Origin of the sequence: Mucilaginibacter lappiensis, assembly GCF_900155965.1 — a bacterium.
Taxonomy (GTDB): Bacteria; Bacteroidota; Bacteroidia; order Sphingobacteriales; family Sphingobacteriaceae; genus Mucilaginibacter; species Mucilaginibacter lappiensis.
This window is the reverse complement of sequence record NZ_FTMG01000003.1, coordinates 86,896-108,525: the sequence shown is the minus strand read 5'-3', so window position 1 is coordinate 108,525 and position 21,630 is coordinate 86,896. Positions and strand designations below refer to the sequence as shown.

Here is a 21,630-nt window from a genome sequence, read left to right as displayed (position 1 = left end):
GATGTTATTGTTTATAAAACTTAGCGCTGCCAATTCTTTTTCCGGTCGACTCGTCAACTGCCTCTATTACGTAAAGTCCGCTCAACAGGTTACCAATATTTTGCTGTAAATAATTAGTATTACTTGCTGTTATGGTTTTTACAAGGCCTCCGGATGCGGTTGCAATACTCACTTTAATGGTGTTGCTATAGGTTTTGCCAAAGTTGATATTGATGTTTTGTGAAGCGGTGCTGGGGTAAACAACAAATCTTATAGGGTTTGTGTTGAGATAATTAAAACTTAAATTTTTTGAAATATCTGTACGATTTGTTACTAGTTGCTGTTTTAAACGGTAAAGTATCTGTCCGTTGCCGGGTGTTAAATCGGTATAATTATAATTACCCGCACCAGTTGACCGCAGGCTATCTATCGCTATAAATGAATTGCCGCCATTGGCGCTTTTTTCAATAACAAATGTGGTGAAATTACTTTCATTGTCGGTTTGCCAGGTTAGTTTTATACCATTTGTTTGTTTTGCGCCATTAAAGCCACGTAGTTTATACTCATGACCGGGAGCTATGCCAATACTTAAATAAAACCTGTCGCGAGCGTAACTAGCCGGGGCGGTGGTTACATTGAAGGTGTATACAGCATTATGTACTACATCTAAAGAATCGTTGGTGAATTTATCTTTTAAAAAGATGGTATAGCGTTCGTCAATGTTTTGTTTAATGGGGGCGGTAAGTTTATACGTGCCATAGTTGGTATAGGCAATAAAAAGATTTACCCGCTTCAGTTTCTCCAGCCCTGTAGTGTAGTTGGCAAAGCATCCTATAGAGTCGGCAGTTTGCGAAAAAAAGAAATTTCCCTGGCCAGATGAAGCTAAGTAAGGAGCATCCTCGCCGGGAACAAATTTATCGTGGGCAGTTTTATCGAAAAAAATATCGGTAGAGCTAAAAGTGCTCGAATCCTGCATCATATCCAGCCGTATCCACGGTGTATTATTGGTATTAACTGTTGTTGTTGCCGTTTCAGCAACTGATGAAGCTGTAGCAGCCGCTGCAAGGTCATGGTTTCCATTAACAGCTAAAGTTTTTACCACAGAGGGCCCCCCTTTTTTTACATTAAAAATGGGAGGTGTTGTGCCTGTATAAGTTGAATAAGATACCTTCATACTTTCGTTAAAAGTAATGGCTGTGGCACTAGGTGCAGCTACAAAAAAGCCCTGTCCTGATAGCACATACTGAGTGCCGCCTGTCCCTATGATCGGTGCGGCGAGTACGGTAGTGTTACATACTACAAACCGGGTAGATGAACTGTTTGGCCCGGTTGATGCATTTTTGATGAGCAGGTAGTAAAATTTTATACCTGTGTTAACCGTGCCAACTTTAACCAGGTCGATAACAGACGCGTAAGGGTTGCCTACCAAATTATATCCCCGTTTTGCCAGTGGGGTGGTAGTATGAAATGATAAAGTAGTAGGATAGCTAGTGCTTGCCAATGGGTAGGTTGATATATCTGTCGCGGTGGTAGTTGGCAAGTTAATGATGTTAGGCGTCATCGGGGAGTTGGTAGCAGTTGACCCCTTAATAACAGAACCGAAAAACGTTAATGTACCATCGTCGGCAGCAGGGAAGGGTTTTACAAAAGGTGCTCCTGTAGTTGAGTTTAACAAAGCCCTGCTTCCTCTGTAATAAAGTAATATGCCGTTGCCCATGGGTATAGCTACACTGGTATTCGTTAACCCTTTGTATTCATTGCCTGCCACCTGGTTAGGGTCGGCAGTTGCCGGCGCATTTTCATTATAAACAAAAACAGACGGGCTATTACTCGTAGAAGGCGCGCTGTCGAAACCATTTGCAGAGCCATTTATCCCTGTAACAATAGTGCTGGTTCCCGCCGCGCCGGGCAATATAATTGGTTTCAGACTGTAACAATTGGATATGGTGTTTGGAGTAATAGCTGTATTGGTGGTGTCGGCAACCGGCGATGAAATAAGCATATATCTGCGTGCACCACCCTTTATAAAACGTTGCACTTCAATTTTACCCGCAATGTTTCCGGCAGTGAGGTTGCCAATACTGGCATCACCAGCCGAAGTGGACAGTAAGGTTAAAGCAGAGGTATAGGTTGAAGGCGTATTTTCAACCGTCAATATACCAGATCCATTCACGTTGATGGTGTAGGTAGGATTCACAAAAAAATTACTTCCCGATTTCATCCGCTTGCTATTTGCTCCCGTTGTACCATTGGTAAAAGTTACATTGTTGAATTTTGTACCTGCTGCAGTGTTGTCAATTAAAGTTTGTGCGGCTGCGCCATCAAAGGTGATGAGCGCTGTAGTATTGGGGGTAAATATGCCCGTATTGGTGTAGTCTTTGGAAATGTTCAAATTACCTGTGCCCATGTTCATGGTTCCGGCATTGCTGAGAGTGCCATTAATATCAATTGATCCTGCTCCCCCGGTAACGGTTACGCCTGTATTATTTGTCCATTTGGCGCCTGTAGCACCGTTTACAACGCCGATGATGGTAGTAGTATTAACCGTATTGAAAGTAGTATTGCTGGCTGTTGTTAAGGTGGAATCAATAGTTAAATAAGCTGGATTACTACCGCCTGGCCCTCCTATTACTGCGGTACCGCTGCCCTGTATAACCAGGTTATCATAAGTAGGACTTGTAGAAGGCGATCCAATAGGGACGCCGCCACCTGGGCCGAAACCTTGATAGGCAGAGGTGAAAATCTGCGGATTAGCTCCCTGGTAAATAGTGGTTGCCTTACCGCCGTGGTCTCCGTAAAAATTACAAGAGGCATAAGGTGTGGGTATAGGACCTATAGGGGTAGTACTCTTAAGTATGACTGTTGGATTAGTAGCTGTATTATTGCTTCCTTTGTAAGATGTGAGGGCATTTACAGTAAAGTAACTGGAGTTTTGGGTGGTACTGCTACCGCTGTTGGTAAAAGTTATCTGCCCGTTTATGGTCATGGTGCCACCTTCGAGCCTGATGCCACTACCATTTTGTGAGGAGCAATTCACGTATATATTAACGTTATTGGCTATAGAAAAAACAGCAGGTTCAACTATTAAATAATACAAATTAGACACTATCGTGGTATTGTTAATACCCAATTGTAAATTATTACAGGTTATGGAGCCTGTTCCCCTGATGTTATTAAATATAGTGGTATTGTTTGTGCTCACATTTTGAACAATATCACCACTTACGGTTAGTGTAGCAGGCGATGTGATTGTTAAAACAGAACCTGAGAATATAGTACCGGAAGGAGTACTACTGTTTTGTATAGATCCAAACGTAAGAGATGCTATGGTTACACTTGCACTAAGCGTAGGTTGATTAGCAAAAGCACTAACGGAGGTATTAACACCAAGCCTCACAATGTCAGTAGTTCGGCTGCTGCTTTCACCCGGATAATTTACGTTTGTTAAATTTTCGCCATTGTTTGCAGTGATGGTCCAATTGGCTTTCAGCGTCCAGGCTGTAGAATTGCTGCCATCCCAGTCGAAAGTTATCGTGGCATAGGTTCGGCTTTGGATAAATATCAAAAAAATAACGATGAGGATAACTTGGAGTAGACGTGTTGGCAAATTCGGGAGTGACAATGTTTTGAGTATTAAAGCTTACAATAATAGGGCTTTATACGGCTAAAATTTCGTCAAAGTTTCATTTTTATACCCTAAAGACATGTAAGTCAGTGAATAAAATGAACAAAAGCATCGTTTTTAAAGAAATTTTAAAAAAAAATTAACAAAGACAGGCTTGCTAAATTATTGCAGAGATTGATCGGCAGCGTTTGTATACCCTGGATTTAAAAAAAGATTTTAATATTTGGAGAGGTAGAATTTAAACGATAGCAGATTATTGTTTGAAGAATTTAGCGCTCCCGATGCGTTTGCCCGTGGTAGCATCAATAGCCTCAACAATGTAAAGCCCTTTGATCAAATTGCCCACGTTTTCCTGTACAGAATCGGTGTCGGTGGTGGTTAAGGTTTTTACCATAGCACCTGTAGCGCTTATAATATTGATCTTGATGTTGTTACTATAGGTTTTACCCAGTTTAATGTGGATATCCTGGGCCGTGTTGGTAGGATATACCATGAATTTTAAAACATTCAGATCGCCACTATAGTCAAATACGAGGGTTTTTGATAGCTGGGTATCACCGGTTACCAAACTTTGGGCCAGCCGATAAGTGATCTGCCCGGTACCTGGTGCAGGGTCGGTAAAGGTATAACTACCCGCACCGGTTGATTGTAAGGTGTCTATCACTTCAAATGACTTACCACCGTTAGTGCTTTTTTGAACCACGAAACCCGTGAAATTACTTTCATTATCAGTTTTCCATGTTAGCTGAATGCCTCCCGTTACCTTACTGCCGCTAAAGCCTAATAATTTATATTCATGCCCCGGAGCAATGCCAATGCTCAGGTAAAAACGATCCCGGGGATAACTGGCTGCATTTTGATCGACGTTAAAAGTATAAACAGGGTTATGCACCACATCTAAGGAGTCGTTAGTGTATTTGTCTTTTAAGTAGATGGTATAGCGTTCGTCGATATTTGATTTAATAGGCGAGGTAATTTTGTACTGCCCAAAATTCGAAAACGCGATAAATAAATTGATGCGTTTTAGTTTTTCCAGGTTACCGATATAATTGGCAAAACAACCAACAGAATCGGCCGATTGCGAATAAAAGAAATCGCCCTGACCCGATGCTGCTATGTATGGCGCATCCTCGCCGGGTACAAATTTAGCACTGGAGTTTTTATCAAAGGCAATGTCGGCTGTATTCAATATATTGGTATCCTTCATCATCTCTAAACGTAATCGCGGCATGGGGTCTGCATTGGTTTGGGCCGCTGCCGGGGCGGCCGCAGCTGTTACCTGTTGTGTATTATTGGCTTTATCGGGACTAACAGCCAGGGTTTTAGCTACCACACTTGGGTTGCGTATCACGTTAAACACCGGGCTGGTTGAAGCAGGTGATGTATAGGAGCTATAAGGCACTTTCATCCCCTCGTTAAATGTTAATGTTGAGGTTGCATTAGCAGCAGTTATAAAAAAGCCTTGTCCGGATACAGCGTACCTGCTGGCTCCTGCAGGTGGAGTTCCGGAATTGGTAGCATCATAAACAGCATATTTAGTTGAGAAGCTATTGGCGCCTGTACTGATATTTTTTACCAGCATATAATAATACCTGTAAGCATTGCTGTTCCCCGAGTAAACTTTTTGCAGGTCGATAACCGAAGGATAGGGATTACCTACCAGGTTGAGCCCTTTTTTGGTAGAAGCAGAACTGGCATATGATAAATTGTTTGACAACGTAACCGCTGATGAACTGTAATAGGTGGGGGGAGTAGCAGGAAAATTGATGATACTTGCGGTAAAAGCGCCATTGGTACCAGCGCCTTTATATACAGCGCCCGAAAAATTTAACGTGGCATTGTCTGGAGCAGGGAAGGGGCTTATAAATACGGCAGAACTTAATACACCCGTACGGCTGCCCCTGAAATAATATTCTAACCCATTGCCCATTGGTACGGTTTCGTTAATGGTAGCAAAGCCTTTAAATTCATTGCCTGTTACCACGTTGGGGTTGGTTGTCAGCGGTGCATTTTCGTCATAGATAAAAACGGATGGGTTGTTTTGGGGAGAAGTGTCAAAACCATTGCCTGCACCACCCGGCCCGCTAATATAAGTAGTGGCAAAAAATGGCAGCAGGTTATAAGCATTGGCCGATGCATTGGCAACCGGCGATGAGATCAGCATATAACGGCGTGGCCCGGTTGATCCGCCACCGCCTTTTACATAGCGTTGTACGTTAAGGGTGCCGGTAACCGTGGCTGTGATGGCGGTGGCGCTGGCATCTGCGCTTAAACTGGCTATGCTGGCATCGCCGGTACTGTTTGATAACAGGGTGAGGCTGTTGGTTGCTGTAGCATCCACATTCATGGTGGTGTTGCTGGTTTTTAAAAAAGCCAAAGTTCCCAGCGCTGCTATGTTATTACGCCCGCTTAGTGTGGCCGTTGTGGCTGTTGATGTAAGGTTATAAAATACGGTGCCAATTGGTGAAGCTGGCAAGACAGTGTTGGCGTATGACCCACCTGCAATAGTTTGGGTAGTACCGGTTAATTGAACGGTATTTTTATTAGTCACAAAATCAATAGGCGAGCTTGCCGAATTATCAATATTACCAGCAACGGTTAGCAAGCCCGTTGATATATTAGGTTGCTTATTGCCTGTTCCTGTAAATGTTAAATTTTGATATAAAGCCGGACTTACGTCTAAGTTACTAAAGCCGGTTGTTGAGTATACCGTTTGTGTACCCGCACCGGTATAGGCATAGTTAACAGTAGCTTGCCCGGTTCCCGTGCTGTTGTAAAAATCAATAATGCCTGAATAGGATGCGCCGCCTGTAGGGGTTGTAGTGAGTGGGACTGCATTGGTAAGATTTAGTATAGCATTAGAGCCAGTAGGAGGATCAATGCTGAATCTGGAACTGCCTGCGGCTCCCAGAACTGTAACGTATTGTGTTAATATCTGACCACCAATTGTAGTGGTCCCATTTTGTAACGAAAATGCGCCGGTTATCCTGCCTAAACCAAGAACTAATGTAAGTGAATAGATAGTTACACCTCCCGTAACATTTAGATTGGCTATCGTTGAACTCAAACGTAAATCATAAACACCAAGTAAGGATGAAAGAACCGCAGCGCTCCCTACTTGTATGGAACCGCAATTAAGTGTGCCTGTACCTGATAACGGTACATTATAACCGGTGAGTAATGTAGGCTGCAGTGCAATAACCCCGGATACAGTTAAAATACCATTAACAGTTAATGGGATATTAACTAACGCGACCAGTGCATTAAAAGAGATGGAGGCGCATTGAGCAGTACCAGTTACGGTTGGTGCATTAATAACAGCTAAAGCGGCGTTTATTAAAACTGGGTCATTAGCCTGGGGAACTGTTGCGGGTACCCAATTTGTCGGGTCGTTCCAATCATATACCGCGGGTGTTCCGGAAAGATTTGTTCCATTCCATGTATGTGTAACCTGCGCTTTTACATTTGTTACCTGTAAACCAAGCAGTATCAGCAACAATATCAAATAATGTAAAAGGCTTTTCATAAAACGCAGGTTATAACCACAGATATTCTTATAAGCTATTAAACTAATAAGTAATTTACGGGTTATTACGTGCGTTTCGTCAGAAGGATATAGCGTTTAAAGTAATGAACAAAATGAATAAACAAATAGCATTTAAAAGAAAAATATGATACAGATTAATAAAATTATACTTAACTATTAAGAAATATTTAAGTGTAATGATGAGAATATGCTATTGTAGATGTGGCGTTTTACTGCCATCAATTCACCATTTTCCCCTTGTCTAATCGCAGCACCTTATCAACGCTATTGGGTATTTCATGCTGGTAATGGGTTACATAAATAAGGGTAACATTACTCAGGCTGCAAATGGTATCCACCAGGTTTTTAAAATGGAGCTGCTGATGGTCGTCCATACCCTGGCAGGGTTCATCAAAAATAAGCAAAGCCGGGTTTTTGATCAGCGCGCGGGCCAGTAAACACAAGCGTTGGGCGCTGGCTGGTATATTTTTTAATAAGGTACGGGCGTAGCGGTCAATCTCCAGCGCTTTCATCCATCTTAAGGCAATATCTGCCCGCTCTTTATTGCTCGGCCTGAATAAGCCAAGCGTATCATAATAACCCGATTCAATTACCTGCAGGCAGCTATTATCGGTAGGGAAGTACTGATGCAGCTCGGGTGATACAAAACCGATCTTCTTTTTGATATCCCAGATACTTTCGCCGGTGCCTCGTTTTTTATCAAACAAAATAATGTTGTTGGCATAGGCCTGCGGGTTATCGCCATTAATCAAACTCAATAAAGTTGATTTACCTGCGCCGTTAGGGCCAAGCAGGGCCCATCTGTCGCCGATTTTGATTTGCCAGTTTATATCATCCAAAATTATCTTATCGCCATATTGAATATGTACCTTATCCATGGTTACAATCTGGTTAAAAACAACCGGGTTTTTATTGATATTTAATAGTGCCGTAAGTTCTTGATGATCAATATTGTCTGATGTGTTTATGGTAAATAGTTCCGGGTTAAAGGCGTCCCGGGTACTTTCATGAATAATTTTTCCGTTTTTTAAAACGGCTACGTGAGTAATGGCTTCGGGTATTTCATGTACAGATGTAGCTATAATGATGCTGATTCCGGATGCTGTTATCTGGTCAATAATGCCAGTAAACTCCTGCCTGGTTTTTACATCCAAGCCCGTCAATGGATTGTCGAGCAAGAGTAATAAGGGGTTTTTAAGTAAGGCCGCAGCCAGCATTAAACGCTTTGTTTCGCCGTTGGAGAGTTTGATGAGTTGCTTATCGCGTAAAGCGTGAAGGTTTAACAGGGTAAGTGTTTTGTCCAAAGTCCACTGTGTACCGGGGCGATGGATGCTTTTAACAGACAATAAATAATCATTAACGGTTAGCGCATCTTCAGAATCTGAGGAGTTGTATCGTTGCTGGTAATAAAAATCCGTAGTGTTTGATAAATTCCTGAAATGGTGTTTGGGTTCAACCAACGATATTAGTTTGCTATGTAAATTCTGGCCATTTTCGGCAACCTGCAAATTCGGAACATCGTCCTGAAAATAATAATTAGTAGTTCCCCCGGTAATATTAAAACGCCCCGCTATAGTTTGTAGCAAGGCGCTTTTACCTGAGCCGCTTTCGCCTATTAATGCCCAGTGTTCACCTTTATTTATTTTGAAAGTAAGGTTATTAAACAATGTATTGGTCAGAAACCTTACGGTAGCATTATTTATGGAGAAAAGCATATTAAACATGGCTTTATAAGTAGGCAGTAAAAATACTTATCTGTCTTAAAAACCTATATTGTTTTACTTAATATTTAATAATGAACAACTATATGCCTGGAAGTTAGGCTGTTTTTTTAAATTACTGGCTGTGATTTATAGGTGGGGCTTTATAGGTATAGCTTTTTGAGTGGAATAAATTACGGCAAACAAAAAACTGTGCAGTACTGTAGTAGATACAATCACCAACAAATAATTAACATATGAAAAATGCACATTTAGTACTTATTGCCCTATTGCTGTTCACGATGAGTGGCTGTTCGGTTATTACAGGAATATTTAAAGCAGGCGCCGTTGTCGGTATTATAGCCGTAGTTGTAGTTATCCTGCTACTCATTTGGATCATCTCTTTGTTCCGCGGAAAGTCATGATGGTTTTATTTATAAATAAGATAAATTTTATATTTTAAATTAAACAATTTAATTTCTGGTGCGTTGCTTCTGTATAAAACTTACAACTATGGAAAACACACAAGCAACAGCCGAGGTATTAAATGACCTGGTACAGATTAATAATGATCGCACTGAAGGATACCAACGCGCTTTAAAAGATCTGAAAGAAAATGAAACCGATCTTAAAGCACTTTTTACTACACTGATTGGCGATAGTCATCGGTTTAAATTGGAGTTGGGGACCGAAATTCAGGTATTAGGGCAGGATATCGATAACGGTACAACCACCAGCGGTAAAATTCACCGTACCTGGTTAGATGTTAAAGCGGCATTTACCGCTCATGATACGCATGATATACTGGAAGAATGCGAATTTGGAGAAGATGCGATTGTTAAAGCTTATCGTGAAGCTTTGGAAGAGAAATCTTTGTCGGCTCATTTGCGCGGAGTGGTGAACACACAATTGAATGAACTGCTTGATGCTCATGACGAAATAAAGGCCCTGCGCGACCGGGTTCAATAAAAGATAATCTTACATAAAAAAAGACCGACCATTTGGCCGGTCTTTTTTTATGTAAGAAGCTTTGCTGTTTAGTTTTCTGGCGATATGCTTACAGATTTAACCTGCCAGCTTGTTTTTTCAGACCAATCGCCACCTGTGTAATTCATATCCACCACCCAAACAGAATTTATTGTTTTGCCGGTAGCGTTTAAGGCTTTTACGGTTGATTGGATCTGGTAGCTATTGGTAGCAGTGTCAATCAACGGCTTAAAATCACGATCAGGAAACAGGGCGGTTGAGGGTTGCTTTAAATGATCTTTTACAATTCCCCGGGCCATATTAAAAGCTTCCTGGCCCGTAGGTTTACGATTAAGGTGTACCGTACTGTTTTTGCTGATACCAAAAATTACCGCAATAAAAACTATAATAAAAGTGATGCTAAAAAGCGTGGCCGTTTTAATATGGGGGTGCCGGTGCCAGCCTATAGTTTTGCGCTCGTCTTTACTGAGTAATTGCCATTCCGAATATTTCATATGATTTTAAACTTACCATATGAAGCAATATCTATCCAAATTGTTTTGATGTAAAACCGGTATCAAACAAAAAACGCCCCGGTAAACCAGGGCGTTTCTTTGTTTCTAAAAAAAGAAAAATTACATTTTTTTAGCTGTGTCTTTTTTAGCTGAATCCATTTTAGTAGAATCTTTCATTGACATTTTAGTTGAATCAACAGCAGTAGTTTTAGCTGAATCCATTTTAGCTGAGTCCATTTTTGCTGAATCAGCACCTGCTGCCGAACCAGAACCTTTACAAGCAGCAAATGAAGTAGCGATAGCCAGGGCTAAAAAGCCAAGTTTGAATGAATTTTTCATGTTTAATTTTTTAATAAGTGATTTAATAGTTTTGTTGTTAATACAGTAAACAACAAAAGGTAACCCATAATTTTAAAAAAAATTACAGATTACCTTTTATAAATTAACGAATAACTAAAAAATCAATAAAAAGGAATCAGAAATTATATTTCTAAAGCCTTTTTTATTGTGGTAAAATTATTTCTTAGCAGCAGTATCTTTTTTAACTGAGTCAACTTTAGTTGCACCAGCTTTAGCAGTAGAGTCAACTTTAGTAGCTGAATCAGTTTTAGCAGAATCAACTTTAGTAGAATCAGCTTTAGCAGTTGAATCAGTAGTTGAAGCTGAACCAGAACCTTTACAAGCAGCGAAAGAAACAGCGATAGCTAAAGCTAAGAAACCTAATTTGAATGAATTTTTCATTTTGTGAGTTTTAAAATTTAAATATTTTGTGATCGTTTTCGAGTGTTAATACTTTTAGGAATAAAAGGTAACCCAAGTTTTTTCAAGAAAAATATAAATTACCTTTTATTGTTTGTAAATAACTGATAAACAGGTTAAAAAAAGGTATAAGATTTTTATTTGTTTGTGGGTTACTTGTTATTTTTTAGTTGAATCGGAAAGAACAGCCGTAGCGGAGTCGGCAGCAGCAGCTGTGGCAGAGTCGGCAGCAAGCGTTTTAGCCGAATCAATTTTGGCTGAATCAATTTTAGTAGCGCTGGTTTTTGCTGAGTCAGTCGGTGTTTTTGAAGCATGACCGCCGCAAGCTGAGAAAGAAATGGCAATAACTAATGCGGCTAAGCCGGTTTTGATTGAATTTTTCATTTGGATATGTTTTAAGTTTTAATTGTTTGTTTTTGATATTAATACCATAAAAATAAAAAGGTAACCTAATTGGCTGCTGGAGGGAAATAGCGTGTAGGGGCTTTGATTAACAAAATATTTTTGAGGCCGTTTTTTTTTATTGCAGATTTGCCGCCTGATAAAAAACGGGGTAAAAAAGGCTTGGGTTACCTTGTTTAAATTATAGTATTAAAAACGAATAAAACATTCGGGCGTATAATTGTTACAACACTAAATATCCGCGTTGGTACTAATAATTTATTTTAGTTAAATTATTTTTTATAATGATGGGTTACAATTTCGTATAAATAGTATTAAGAGTGAATAAAGAGTTAAAGACTTCGGCACCAACAGATAGCGAGATAGTTCTTGGTATACTTAACAACTCGGAAATAGTGTTAAAAAAGTTATACACTACCTATTTTCCGATGATACTACAGTTAATTGTCAATAACAACGGAGATGAGGATGATGCCAAAGATATTTACCAGGAAGCCATCATCGTTCTTTATAATAAAATCAAATCGGGCAAGTTTGAATTGAGCAGTAAGCTTAAAACTTATATCTATTCGGTTTGCCGCCGGCTCTGGCTTAAAAGATTGAGCCATATGAACAGGTACGGGGGCGATATCCGTGATTTTGAAGAATACCTGCCGGTAGAAGAAGAGGTTGATGACCATAATGAAAGGGATATCCAGTTTAGTAAAATGGAAAGTGCCCTGCAATTGCTGGGTGAGCCCTGCAAAACCATTATGGAAGATTTTTATATACATAACAGATCAATGCAGGATATCTGCGAGCGTTTTGGCTATACTAATGCTGATAATGCCAAAACACAAAAATATAAATGCCTGCAAAGGCTCAAAAAGCTGTTTTTTCAGCAGAAATAAGGAGTTTAAGAGATGAGTGATAACCAACTTACGGAATTAATTGAAAGGTACCTTGACGGCAGCATGACCGCCGAAGAAGGTACCCAGTTTGAATTGCTCCGCAAAAACGATGCAACTGTAGAAAGCCGGGTTACCGAGCACCTGCAGTTTATTGGTTTACTAAAACAATACGGTGAGCGCCTGGAGCTTGAAAAACGTTTAAATGCTATTCATGACGAGATTGATGTACATGCCTTGAAAGAGGAAGTAACCATCCATCCAACCTGGGTAGTGCGCATGTGGAGAAATCACCATTCTAAAATATCAGTGGCCGCCTCTATAGCTATTTTTGCTATTTTGGGTACGCTATTCCTCACTGGTAAACTGAATAGTCATGAATCGAATTTTGAGCAGTTAAGCCAGGAGATCGGTAAGATTAAACATTCCCAAGAGACGCTGAATACCCGTACCAACAGTATTATAAACGATATCAAAGGAAGTAAGAGAGTTACTAACCCAGGTAATTTCAGAGGAACAGGTTTCGCGCTTTCGTCAAACGGGTATATCGTTACCAATTACCACGTGATTAAGGATGCTGATTCTGTTTATGTGCAAAATGCAAACGGCGAATCATTCCACAGCAAGGTGATCTATACCGAACCTGCAAATGATATAGCTGTATTACAGATCAATGATGAAGCCTTTGAAGGATTGGGTGCAGTACCTTATAACTTTAAGCGTTCATCTACAGATCTTGGTGAAAACGTATTCACTATTGGTTATCCGGATAGTAAGGTGGTTTATGGTTTGGGGTCATTAACCTCAGCAACTGGTTACCAGGGAGATACTACCGAATACCAGGTTTCCATTCCGGTTAACCCGGGTAATAGTGGTGGCCCGCTGCTGGATGATAGAGGCAATGTGGTTGGTATCATTAATGCCAAGCAAACACAGGTAGCAGGTGCGGCATTCGCTGTAAAATCAGCTTATCTGTTAAAAGCTATCCAGAATATCCCATCAGATTCATTAAGTAAATCATTAACTTTAAATACCAAAAACACGCTGGCTGGTTTAAGTCGCCCCCAACAGTTAAAGAAACTTAAAAACTATGTTTTCATGGTTAAAGTTTACAATCAATAATTTGCCCAACCAATAAAAATTAATAATTGAAAAGGAGGTACCGTAAGGTGCCTCTTTTTTTTATGTCGGATTTCGGATGTTCGATTTCGGATTTATTGACTTGCAAAGGCATTTAAATCTTCAATTAAACATCTTTGATTCTATACATAAACAAATCCGAAATTGAACATCCGAATTCCGAAATCACTCTACCTGTCCACTTCGCCAAGCACAAAGTCAATAGAGCCTACAATAGCTATCAGATCGGCAATGAGTACGCCTTTGGATATTTCGGGTAATACAGAAAGATTATTAAAACTTGGTCCGCGTGCTTTTACACGGGTAGGGATCTCAGATTTGCCATCGGCCATAAAGTAAAAACCCAGCTCGCCTTTGGCACCTTCGCAGCGCACATAATAATCCTGTGCTTTGGGGATGGTTTTGCGCGGCATTTTAGCCCGGGGATCAAAATCGGGAGTGCGTTTCAGTTCGTTTTGCAGGCGATCAAGACACTGATCCACTATTCGCAGGGATTGTTCTATTTCATCCACACGCACTTTGTAACGGTCCCAGCAATCGCCTACAGTACCCATAAGACCGGTACCTACCGGGATCTCAAAATCAAGCTCGGGATAAGCAGAATAGTTATCAATGCGCCGCAGATCCCATTTCAAACCCGATGCCCGCAGCATAGGGCCTGAGCAGCCATAATTAATAGCTACATCCAATGGCAGCACACCCACATTGGCCGTACGCGATATAAATACCTGGTTATCGGTAAGCAGCTGGTTAAGCTCCACCATTTTGGGTTTAAAATATTCGACAAACTCGCGGCAGCGTTCCTCAAAACCTACCGGCAGATCGTAAAATAAGCCGCCCACCCATATATAGTTGTACAGCATGCGCGAGCCAGAGGCCCACTCCAGCATCCCCATAATATGTTCGCGATCCCTAAAACACCATAAAAATGGCGTAAAAGCGCCTATATCAATACCATAAGTACCGATAGCTATCAGGTGCGATGCAATGCGATTAAGCTCGCATACCAGCACGCGGATGTACTCCACCCGTTTAGGGATATCTTTATCAATCCCCATCATCCGCTCTACACCCATCACAAAAGCGTGACTATTGTTCATGGATGCCAGGTAATCCAACCGGTCAGTAAAAGGGATGGTTTGTTGGTAGGTTAAAGATTCGGCGTGTTTCTCGAAACAGCGATGCAGGTACCCGATATGGGGGATTACCTCTTTTACAATCTCGCCATCGGTTATCAGCTCCAAACGCAAAACACCGTGGGTAGAAGGGTGTTGTGGCCCCATATTAAGCACCATATCTTCCACGCTGGCCTCAGCTATTTTTTTATGATAGTTATTTAAAGCTTCTTCGTATTTCGGATTTGTGATAACCAATGTTGCGCTGTTTTGTAGGTTTCAAAAATCAACATTTTTTTGGTTTTATCGGACTAAAAATCTATAAAAATTGTAGTGTTTACGTGGTGCAGAGGCGACTCACCCCGCCTGCGCGCTGCGCGCGGCACCCTTCTCTGCTGCGCAAAGAGGGGGAATTGAAAAGTTATAGAACAAATTTGTCATTCTGAGCGCAGCGAAGGATCTATTCTTCCGGAAGCATAGTTCATGAATAGATCCTTCGCTGCGCTCAGGATGACAAAATTAAGAGAGGGGAGGACAAGCGCAGCGACGTCGGGGTGAGTTGACTACCGGCCCCTCAAAGCTTCACCAATCTTTGATGTTTGTGTAGCCACCGCGGCATAGGCATACATAGCTACAGCTTTCAATTTACTATCGCGTTTTTTAAAGGTCCATACATCCTTCATAAATTCCTTGTGGTTTTTGCTGTTCAGGGTATCAAAAGCAACAGAAATGGTAGGTGTAAGCGAATAAGCCGTATGCCAGGTACCAAAGGGAATAAATAGCGTTTCACCAGGACCAATCACAAAATTAATGGGCGTAGCATCTTTAAACAGTGGGTATTTCTCGTAATCAGGCTCAAATACATTGAGCTCCGAGCGCCAGGGATCATCCGGACGGGGGTAAAGCAGATGTTCCTGCCCGCGTGGGAAAACGGTGAAACGCTTTTCGCCATACAACTGGGTTATCCAGGCATTCAGGTGGTAATAATCAATGTGCATGTAAGGGAACCTGCCGCCCGGGCCACCTATAAACATTTCGGTAGCGCCGCCCCATTTACCAATGCTGAACATTTTATTTTTCAGCCAGTTGGGCGATGCATAGTTCAAATCAAGCGGATCAAGTAGCGGTAATACTTCGGGCAGGGTGGTAGGGATATCAAAGATGATAGGGTAAGGTGCTGGATTTTCCTCGGTAGCAGCCTCCACCATATCCATCACCTGCCGCATGGTGTAGGTGATACCGCGACAATCGGTTTTACGGTCAGGGTAATTTTCACGGAACCAATCCGGACTAAACAGCCCATTAGCCTTCCACACTTTGGCAGCATTGGTAAACACCAGCGGTATGCCGGGTTTATAATGCTCTTCCATAAACCCCTCGTAGGTAATGTTGTCTCGTCTGATGATATCCATGTTTAAACTGGTTGCAGGGTGATACAGGTTTAGTAAAAGATTAAACCCTTAGCTTAATAATTAATTGATTTCTTTAAAGTTAGGAAGGTAGATGGGCTTTAACTGTGTTACGCAGAAGAGCATCTGAAGGTTGTAAAACAATATGAAGATTGGATGAACAAAATGCACAACGGGATTTTTGAACGCAATAAATATCCCGTTACTTTTACCAAAATTATCCCCTGTTTAAATACCTTTGGCTTAATGAAAGTATCTGGATTTACCTTTATCAGAAACGCGGTTAAAAACGATTACCCCATTGTTGAAGCTATCGCCTCTATTTTGCCGCTGTGTGATGAATTTATTGTGATGTCCGGAAATTCTGATGACGGTACCCGCCAGTTGATAGAGGCCATTGGTTCGCCCAAGATCCGGATCATTGATTCGGTTTGGGACGATTCTCTTAAAGATGGCGGACGTGTTTTTGCTGTAGAAACCGATAAAGCTTTTGATGCCATATCGCCGGATACCGATTGGGCCTTTTATATCCAGGGCGACGAAGCCGTGCACGAAAAATATCATCCTCTCATTAAAAAAGAGATGGAAGAAGCGCTGAACAAACCCAACATTGAAGGGCTATTGTTCAAATACCTGCACTTTTATGGTTCGTACGATTACTATGGCGATTCCAGGCGCTGGTACCGCCGCGAGATACGTTTGGTTAAGAATATTAAGGGGATCAGGGCTTATCGTGACGCGCAGGGTTTCAGGCTTAATGATCGCAAGATCAAAGTAAAACTCATTGATGCTTACATCTATCATTACGGCTGGGCAAAACCACCGCAAGGGTTGAATAATAAGATCCGTAATTTCAATAAGTTTTATCACGACGATGCCTGGATGGAGCAAAACCTTCCCAAAACTTTTGAGTTTGACTATGGCAATGCCGATAAACTGGTGCACTTTAACGGTACACACCCAACACCTATGCAAAAACGCATAGCCGCCACCAACTGGAAGATAGATTTCAGTACCAAGGCTCTCCGCAAAAACATGACCTTCCGCCGTAAATTCCTGCAAAGGGTTGAGCAACTCACTGGCTGGCGCATCGGCGAGTACCGGAATTATGAAATAGTAGAACGGTAAAGAGGTAGTTTGGGCTGATGACCTGAAGAAAGGATAAAAAACGGAGCTCAGCATGATAAGATGGCCTCAGGAATAAACCCCTCCCTGCCATTGCACGCTACCCAACCGCACCCCTCCCAAGGGAGGGAATGAAAAAAAGTGTTGTTCAAAGTACTCTCCTTTGGAGAGGATTGAGGTGAGGTCAAATATTTTGCGCAATCACAAAACCGCTGGCCCAGGCCCATTGAAAATTGTAGCCGCCCAGCCAGCCGGTAACATCCACGCATTCGCCGCCAAAAAATAAACCTGGAACTTTCTTAGCTTCCAATGTTTTGGATGATAGCTCATCGGTAGATACGCCGCCGCGCATTACTTCGGCTTTGTCGTAACCCTTGTCGCCAGCAGGTTTTACTTTAAATTCATGTATCAGCTCGCTGATGTTTTCGATATCGGTTTTGGTAAGCGAGGCCAGATTTTTCTCTACCGGTAATTTATCGCTTAGGGCCTCGGCAAATTTGCGGGTATATAAACCGGCTAAGTAAGCCAGTAACATCTTTTTACCGTTCGCTTCCTTTTCTTGTAGCAACAGGTCGGCTATGTTTTGATTGGGAAGCAGGTCGATGTTGATGTATTCGCCGGGTTTCCAATAGGAGGAAATTTGCAGTATAGCCGGACCGCTCAGTCCCCAATGGGTAAACAGGATGTTCTCTTCAAAACTGATCCTGTCGTTCCAAACCCGGCAAAAAATACTGTTGCCGCTCAGCTGCTCATACCAGGGCTGATCTTTCCCGGTAATGGTGAGGGGCACCAGGGCGGGCGCGGTATCCACAATTTTAAGGTCGAACTGGCGCGCTGTACGCAGACCGAAATCGGTAGCGCCCATTTTAGGGATAGGCAAACCGCCCGCGGCAATCACCACGCTGGATGCGCTGATGTATTCCTGCCGGCCGTTAACTTCGGCCCGAACAGTAAAACCATCGTCGGTTTTTTCAACCATTTTAACCTCGGCATCGCACCAGATCTCCTGATCCATATCAGCGCATAGGTCAGTAAAAACCTGTACCACATCTTTAGCTTTATCGCTTACCGGGAAAAGCTGCCCTAGGGTTTTCTCTTTGCCTTCAATGCCATAAGTTTCAAAAAAGCTGATGGTATCTTCCACTGTCCATTGTGAAAAGGCTGATTTACAGAAGTGCGGGTTTTGCGATATAAACTGCTGATCGGTAGCGTACAGGTTGGTATAGTTACACCTGCCGCCCCCGCTGATGAGGATCTTGGCGCCCACACGGTCGACCTTTTCCAGTATCAGCGTACGCTTACCCAAAAAGCCCGCCTGCACGGCGCACATGAGTCCGCAGGCACCGCCGCCAATAATTATTGCATCAAAATGGGTTTGTTTTGTTAAATTTGTAGTCATGACCGATGTTTCGCAAATATCAGAATTTGGAAAGATACTCATCTTTCTGATCACCGGAATAATAATGGTATGTGTAATATTTTTTATTAACCGCCTGCTTGCTCCCAAAAACCCAAATTACGAGAAATTAACCTCGTACGAATGCGGTGAAGAACCCACCGGCAATGCCTGGCTGCCTTTTAATTCGAGGTTTTATGTTATCGCCCTCATATTCTTGTTGTTCGATGTAGAAATGGTGTTCATATTTCCCTGGGCAACCGTATTTGGTAGTCATGAAATTATAGCGCAGGATGCCCGCTGGGGCTGGTTCTCGCTGGTCGAAATGTTTATATTTTTAGGCATCCTGATCCTGGGCTTGGTTTACGTTTGGCGCAAAGGCGATTTGGAATGGATAAAAGCCAAACCCGTGGTGCCTGTTACCGATGTAACCATTCCCGCTTCTTTGTACCAACAGTTAAATATGGAGCAGGGGAAATTTGTTGTGAAACCATTCAGCATGGGTAATGAAGCGCTAGTAGCCGAAGCAGTTGTTGCAGAAATACCCGTAGAGGCTGTGCCTATCCGGAAACCCATGTTTAAACCCACTTTTAAAAAGCCAACCAATGAGCAGTGATATAACGAGTGAAAGCGGCGGTGTTGTAGTAACCAAACTGGATGATCTGCTCAACTGGGCGCGACTGTCGTCCCTGTGGCCCTTAAGTTTTGGAATAGCCTGCTGCGCCATTGAAATGATGGGATCGATGGCCTCAACGTATGATCTGGACCGCTTTGGTGTTTTCCCGCGCCCATCAGCCCGCCAGGCCGATGTGATCATTATAGCCGGTACCGTTACCTTTAAAATGGCCGAACGCATTAAACGCCTCTACGAGCAAATGCCCGAGCCCAAGTATGTGATATCGATGGGGTCCTGCTCCAATTGCGGCGGCCCATACTGGCAGCATGGCTACCACGTGGTAAAAGGGGTAGACAGAGTGATCCCCGTTGACGTATACGTACAAGGCTGCCCGCCACGCCCCGAAGCCCTCATCGGCTCCATCCTGGAACTGCAAAAGAAAATTGAGCAGGAACATTGGGTTAGGGCGTAAAGGATTATCCATAGATATTTATTGACTATGTTCTATACAACATCGCTCAAATATCAATGAATAAGTATTACTGGATACTAGAAACTAAAGCGTTTAAGATAACCTTACTTCTGGTTCTGTTTGCACTATCGATAGTTTATAGTATTGTTTATAATAAAAAGAAAGAAGCCGCATTAAAAAGCAGCGATTTTGTTAGTGCAACAATAATAGATATTACTCCTTCAAGAAGCTGCACCAGAATTTATGTTGAATACGTTTATAATGGTGTAAAATTAAGGAGTGATTTCTCTGTCATGCAAGATAGTTTCAAGATACGGGAAAAGATTCTGCTAAAAGTAGCCAAAAGATACCCTGATGAGTACTTCGAATTTGTTAGAAAAATTCGATAGCAGCAGTTGATTAGAAAAGCCCGACCCCGTGCGATTCCTTCCTGGGGAAGGGGAGGAAGGGGTTTGATGGATTAGTTAATTGATCTACAGGGTGCATAAACCCCTCCCTGCCACCACGCAAAACAGCCGCACCCCTCCCGTGGGGAGGGAATGGGAAAAGCGATATTACAGTTATTTAACCGGGTTTAACCTATTAAATATAACCTTCAACCCCTCCGGATCACTATTGGCTATCGCTTCGCTAAAGCCAAAGGTCAATTCGGTTTTTCCGGCTTTCAATTGCTCAAATATGCCTTCAATAAAGGTGCTTACCGGTGGATGTGCATCATGCAAGCCTATTCCGCCTAAGTCGGTATTCAGTGCGGGAGGTATCACCTCTATCACTTCAATGTTTTTTGGCTGGAGCAGGAAACGGGTAGAAAGTGTAATGGAATGCAAAAAAGCTTTAGTGGCAGAATATACCGGCACCTGGGTAAAAGGCACAAGAGCCAGGCCCGAGCTTACATTCATCACTGTTGTGAATGATTTTAATTGGATAAACAACGATGTTAAATGAAGCGGCGCTTCGATATTGGTGGCTATCTCTATTTTGGCACGCTGCATAAAATCGTCATCGGTGATGTTCATCCATTGCTGTATGCCCGCATTATTTACCAGCACGTTTAAGTCGGGGTGATGTTCGGCTATCCAGTTAAAAAGTTCCACACGATCAGCTTCAACCGCAACATCACATACTTTGGTTATTACGGTGGGATATTTATCGGTAAGCTCCTGTAAAACGGATTCGCGCCGGCCGCAAACGATAACGGTATTGTTTTCCCTGATAAATCTTTCGGTAAGCCCCAGACCAATGCCGCTGGCCCCACCGGTAATCAGAATTTTATTATGGGTTAATTTCATCTTGCTGAGTTATATTAATCATACAAAGATGTTCAGAAATGCAACGCAACTGATTACAAATATCAATGCTATACTTACAAAATTCAAACATTTAAGGGTAAGAGAAACAAGGAGATGATCTTGCTGCAATGGGAGAATTGAATAGTTTATAGTTGTCATCCTGAGCGGAGCGAAGGATCTTCTTCAATATGCATATCGCAGAATAGATACTTCACTCCGTTCAGTATGACAAGTATTTTTTCCTAAGAATTTCCCGAAGGGAAGAAAGGAAAATAACTAAGGCATCTTAGCTTAACCGCGGCAGCCGCACCAGCATGGGTCTTCAGTGCATCTGCATATTTCGCCGCCGGCGCAGGTAATGCTGGTAGCGCAGCCACCCTGGTTAATACTGCAGGTAGGACCGCTGGCGCCACCTGTTACCTTTTTCATTTGTGTTCTTGTAAGCATTTCGGTAACACCCAGTCCTAATGCTTTCAATTTTAAATTTTTCATGGTTTTTGTTTTAAATGATGGTTCATTTACTTGCTCTTAAAAGTAAAGCGGTAATGTTACTTTATAGTAAATTGACCATAGTGTTTTTCTACAAAGGTTAGGAACTTACAGAAAAACGTCTGTTTCACATTGTCAAAATAGTCACATAAATAAAATATCAGTATAAATGAATGAATATTTATTTATCTTTGAGCCG

Annotated in this window: 20 protein-coding genes; 8 read left to right on the top strand and 12 right to left on the bottom strand. The window is 42.0% G+C overall.

The window, feature by feature from the left end; translation table 11 throughout:
* Window positions 1-4: 4 nt before the first annotated feature.
* The 3 genes from BW976_RS07665 to BW976_RS07655 form a co-directional block, all read right to left on the bottom strand.
* A complete protein-coding gene (locus BW976_RS07665) occupies window positions 5-3,544 on the bottom strand; it encodes a hypothetical protein (protein WP_139332243.1) in 3,540 nt (1,179 codons plus the stop codon).
* A gap of 313 nt (window positions 3,545-3,857) precedes the next feature.
* Entirely contained in the window at window positions 3,858-7,130 is a 3,273-nt protein-coding gene (locus BW976_RS07660) for a T9SS type A sorting domain-containing protein (RefSeq protein WP_076372111.1), read from the bottom strand.
* A 239-nt stretch (window positions 7,131-7,369) separates the two neighbouring features.
* Window positions 7,370-8,875 carry an ATP-binding cassette domain-containing protein gene (locus BW976_RS07655; RefSeq protein ID WP_076372109.1) on the bottom strand — a complete coding sequence of 502 codons (1,506 nt, stop codon included), beginning with the start codon at window positions 8,873-8,875 and terminating at the stop codon, window positions 7,370-7,372.
* 233 nt (window positions 8,876-9,108) lie between these two features.
* On the opposite strand from BW976_RS07655, the gene BW976_RS29285 reads away from it, so the two are divergent.
* On the top strand, window positions 9,109-9,276 hold the full coding sequence (locus BW976_RS29285) for a hypothetical protein (protein WP_175614067.1): 168 nt from the start codon (window positions 9,109-9,111) through the stop codon (window positions 9,274-9,276).
* Between the two features lie 88 nt (window positions 9,277-9,364).
* On the top strand, window positions 9,365-9,820 hold the full coding sequence (locus BW976_RS07650; RefSeq protein WP_076372107.1) for a ferritin-like domain-containing protein: 456 nt from the start codon (window positions 9,365-9,367) through the stop codon (window positions 9,818-9,820).
* A 68-nt stretch (window positions 9,821-9,888) separates the two neighbouring features.
* On the opposite strand, the gene BW976_RS07645 is transcribed toward BW976_RS07650, so the two are convergent.
* From BW976_RS07645 to BW976_RS07630, 4 genes are all read right to left on the bottom strand, one after another.
* Entirely contained in the window at window positions 9,889-10,332 is a 444-nt protein-coding gene (locus BW976_RS07645) for a hypothetical protein (RefSeq protein ID WP_076372105.1), read from the bottom strand.
* A gap of 120 nt (window positions 10,333-10,452) precedes the next feature.
* Window positions 10,453-10,671 (bottom strand): hypothetical protein, encoded by a 219-nt coding sequence (locus BW976_RS07640; protein WP_076372103.1) that lies wholly within the window; start codon window positions 10,669-10,671, stop codon window positions 10,453-10,455.
* A gap of 177 nt (window positions 10,672-10,848) precedes the next feature.
* Window positions 10,849-11,073: a hypothetical protein gene (locus BW976_RS07635; RefSeq protein WP_076372101.1), complete on the bottom strand. Its 225-nt coding sequence runs from the start codon at window positions 11,071-11,073 to the stop codon at window positions 10,849-10,851.
* A 177-nt stretch (window positions 11,074-11,250) separates the two neighbouring features.
* A complete protein-coding gene (locus BW976_RS07630; RefSeq protein WP_076372099.1) occupies window positions 11,251-11,475 on the bottom strand; it encodes a hypothetical protein in 225 nt (74 codons plus the stop codon).
* Window positions 11,476-11,813: 338 nt separating this feature from the next.
* Between BW976_RS07630 and BW976_RS07625 the strand changes: the two genes are divergently transcribed.
* A complete protein-coding gene (locus tag BW976_RS07625) occupies window positions 11,814-12,383 on the top strand; it encodes an RNA polymerase sigma factor (RefSeq protein WP_076372097.1) in 570 nt (189 codons plus the stop codon).
* Between the two features lie 12 nt (window positions 12,384-12,395).
* On the top strand, window positions 12,396-13,502 hold the full coding sequence (locus tag BW976_RS07620) for a S1C family serine protease (protein WP_076372095.1): 1,107 nt from the start codon (window positions 12,396-12,398) through the stop codon (window positions 13,500-13,502).
* Window positions 13,503-13,690: 188 nt separating this feature from the next.
* On the opposite strand, the gene BW976_RS07615 is transcribed toward BW976_RS07620, so the two are convergent.
* Both BW976_RS07615 and BW976_RS07610 read right to left on the bottom strand, forming a co-directional pair.
* The gene (locus BW976_RS07615; protein ID WP_076372782.1) at window positions 13,691-14,887 is read right to left on the bottom strand and encodes an NADH-quinone oxidoreductase subunit D; all 1,197 of its coding nucleotides are present in this window, start codon (window positions 14,885-14,887) and stop codon (window positions 13,691-13,693) included.
* Window positions 14,888-15,198: 311 nt separating this feature from the next.
* Window positions 15,199-16,047 (bottom strand): cupin-like domain-containing protein, encoded by an 849-nt coding sequence (locus tag BW976_RS07610; protein ID WP_076372093.1) that lies wholly within the window; start codon window positions 16,045-16,047, stop codon window positions 15,199-15,201.
* A 153-nt stretch (window positions 16,048-16,200) separates the two neighbouring features.
* Here BW976_RS07610 and BW976_RS07605 point away from each other — a divergent pair, with 153 nt between their 5' ends.
* Entirely contained in the window at window positions 16,201-17,172 is a 972-nt protein-coding gene (locus BW976_RS07605) for a glycosyltransferase family 2 protein (protein ID WP_245834661.1), read from the top strand.
* A 181-nt stretch (window positions 17,173-17,353) separates the two neighbouring features.
* Here BW976_RS07605 and BW976_RS07600 read toward each other — a convergent pair whose 3' ends face one another.
* The gene (locus BW976_RS07600; protein ID WP_076372091.1) at window positions 17,354-18,568 is read right to left on the bottom strand and encodes a BaiN/RdsA family NAD(P)/FAD-dependent oxidoreductase; all 1,215 of its coding nucleotides are present in this window, start codon (window positions 18,566-18,568) and stop codon (window positions 17,354-17,356) included.
* Here BW976_RS07600 and BW976_RS07595 point away from each other — a divergent pair.
* The 3 genes from BW976_RS07595 to BW976_RS07585 are packed head-to-tail and all read left to right on the top strand — an operon-like array spanning window position 18,567 to window position 20,042.
* Entirely contained in the window at window positions 18,567-19,181 is a 615-nt protein-coding gene (locus BW976_RS07595) for an NADH-quinone oxidoreductase subunit A (protein WP_076372089.1), read from the top strand. The genes BW976_RS07600 and BW976_RS07595 overlap by 2 nt on opposite strands.
* Window positions 19,171-19,653 (top strand): NADH-quinone oxidoreductase subunit B, encoded by a 483-nt coding sequence (locus BW976_RS07590; protein WP_076372087.1) that lies wholly within the window; start codon window positions 19,171-19,173, stop codon window positions 19,651-19,653. Before BW976_RS07595 ends, BW976_RS07590 begins: the two co-directional genes overlap by 11 nt.
* 56 nt (window positions 19,654-19,709) lie before the next feature.
* Window positions 19,710-20,042 (top strand): hypothetical protein, encoded by a 333-nt coding sequence (locus BW976_RS07585; RefSeq protein WP_076372085.1) that lies wholly within the window; start codon window positions 19,710-19,712, stop codon window positions 20,040-20,042.
* Between the two features lie 171 nt (window positions 20,043-20,213).
* Here BW976_RS07585 and BW976_RS07580 read toward each other — a convergent pair whose 3' ends face one another.
* Window positions 20,214-20,942, bottom strand: a complete 729-nt coding sequence (locus BW976_RS07580; protein ID WP_076372083.1) for an SDR family oxidoreductase — start codon at window positions 20,940-20,942, stop codon at window positions 20,214-20,216.
* Window positions 20,943-21,233: 291 nt separating this feature from the next.
* Window positions 21,234-21,434, bottom strand: a complete 201-nt coding sequence (locus BW976_RS07575; RefSeq protein WP_076372081.1) for a hypothetical protein — start codon at window positions 21,432-21,434, stop codon at window positions 21,234-21,236.
* Between the last annotated feature and the right edge of the window lie 196 nt (window positions 21,435-21,630).

What these genes read in the sequence shown, in the direction of transcription:
- BW976_RS07660 (WP_076372111.1), bottom strand. Translation starts at nt 7,130, where the DNA reads ATGAAAAGCCTTTTACATTATTTGATATTGTTGCTGATACTGCTTGGT.
- BW976_RS07655 (WP_076372109.1), bottom strand. Translation starts at nt 8,875, where the DNA reads ATGTTTAATATGCTTTTCTCCATAAATAATGCTACCGTAAGGTTTCTG.
- BW976_RS29285 (WP_175614067.1), top strand. Translation starts at nt 9,109, where the DNA reads ATGAAAAATGCACATTTAGTACTTATTGCCCTATTGCTGTTCACGATG.
- BW976_RS07650 (WP_076372107.1), top strand. Translation starts at nt 9,365, where the DNA reads ATGGAAAACACACAAGCAACAGCCGAGGTATTAAATGACCTGGTACAG.
- BW976_RS07645 (WP_076372105.1), bottom strand. Translation starts at nt 10,332, where the DNA reads ATGAAATATTCGGAATGGCAATTACTCAGTAAAGACGAGCGCAAAACT.
- BW976_RS07640 (WP_076372103.1), bottom strand. Translation starts at nt 10,671, where the DNA reads ATGAAAAATTCATTCAAACTTGGCTTTTTAGCCCTGGCTATCGCTACT.
- BW976_RS07635 (WP_076372101.1), bottom strand. Translation starts at nt 11,073, where the DNA reads ATGAAAAATTCATTCAAATTAGGTTTCTTAGCTTTAGCTATCGCTGTT.
- BW976_RS07630 (WP_076372099.1), bottom strand. Translation starts at nt 11,475, where the DNA reads ATGAAAAATTCAATCAAAACCGGCTTAGCCGCATTAGTTATTGCCATT.
- BW976_RS07620 (WP_076372095.1), top strand. Translation starts at nt 12,396, where the DNA reads ATGAGTGATAACCAACTTACGGAATTAATTGAAAGGTACCTTGACGGC.
- BW976_RS07610 (WP_076372093.1), bottom strand. Translation starts at nt 16,047, where the DNA reads ATGGATATCATCAGACGAGACAACATTACCTACGAGGGGTTTATGGAA.
- BW976_RS07605 (WP_245834661.1), top strand. Translation starts at nt 16,201, where the DNA reads ATGAACAAAATGCACAACGGGATTTTTGAACGCAATAAATATCCCGTT.
- BW976_RS07595 (WP_076372089.1), top strand. Translation starts at nt 18,567, where the DNA reads ATGACCGATGTTTCGCAAATATCAGAATTTGGAAAGATACTCATCTTT.
- BW976_RS07600 (WP_076372091.1), bottom strand. Translation starts at nt 18,568, where the DNA reads ATGACTACAAATTTAACAAAACAAACCCATTTTGATGCAATAATTATT.
- BW976_RS07590 (WP_076372087.1), top strand. Translation starts at nt 19,171, where the DNA reads ATGAGCAGTGATATAACGAGTGAAAGCGGCGGTGTTGTAGTAACCAAA.
- BW976_RS07585 (WP_076372085.1), top strand. Translation starts at nt 19,710, where the DNA reads ATGAATAAGTATTACTGGATACTAGAAACTAAAGCGTTTAAGATAACC.
- BW976_RS07580 (WP_076372083.1), bottom strand. Translation starts at nt 20,942, where the DNA reads ATGAAATTAACCCATAATAAAATTCTGATTACCGGTGGGGCCAGCGGC.
- BW976_RS07575 (WP_076372081.1), bottom strand. Translation starts at nt 21,434, where the DNA reads ATGAAAAATTTAAAATTGAAAGCATTAGGACTGGGTGTTACCGAAATG.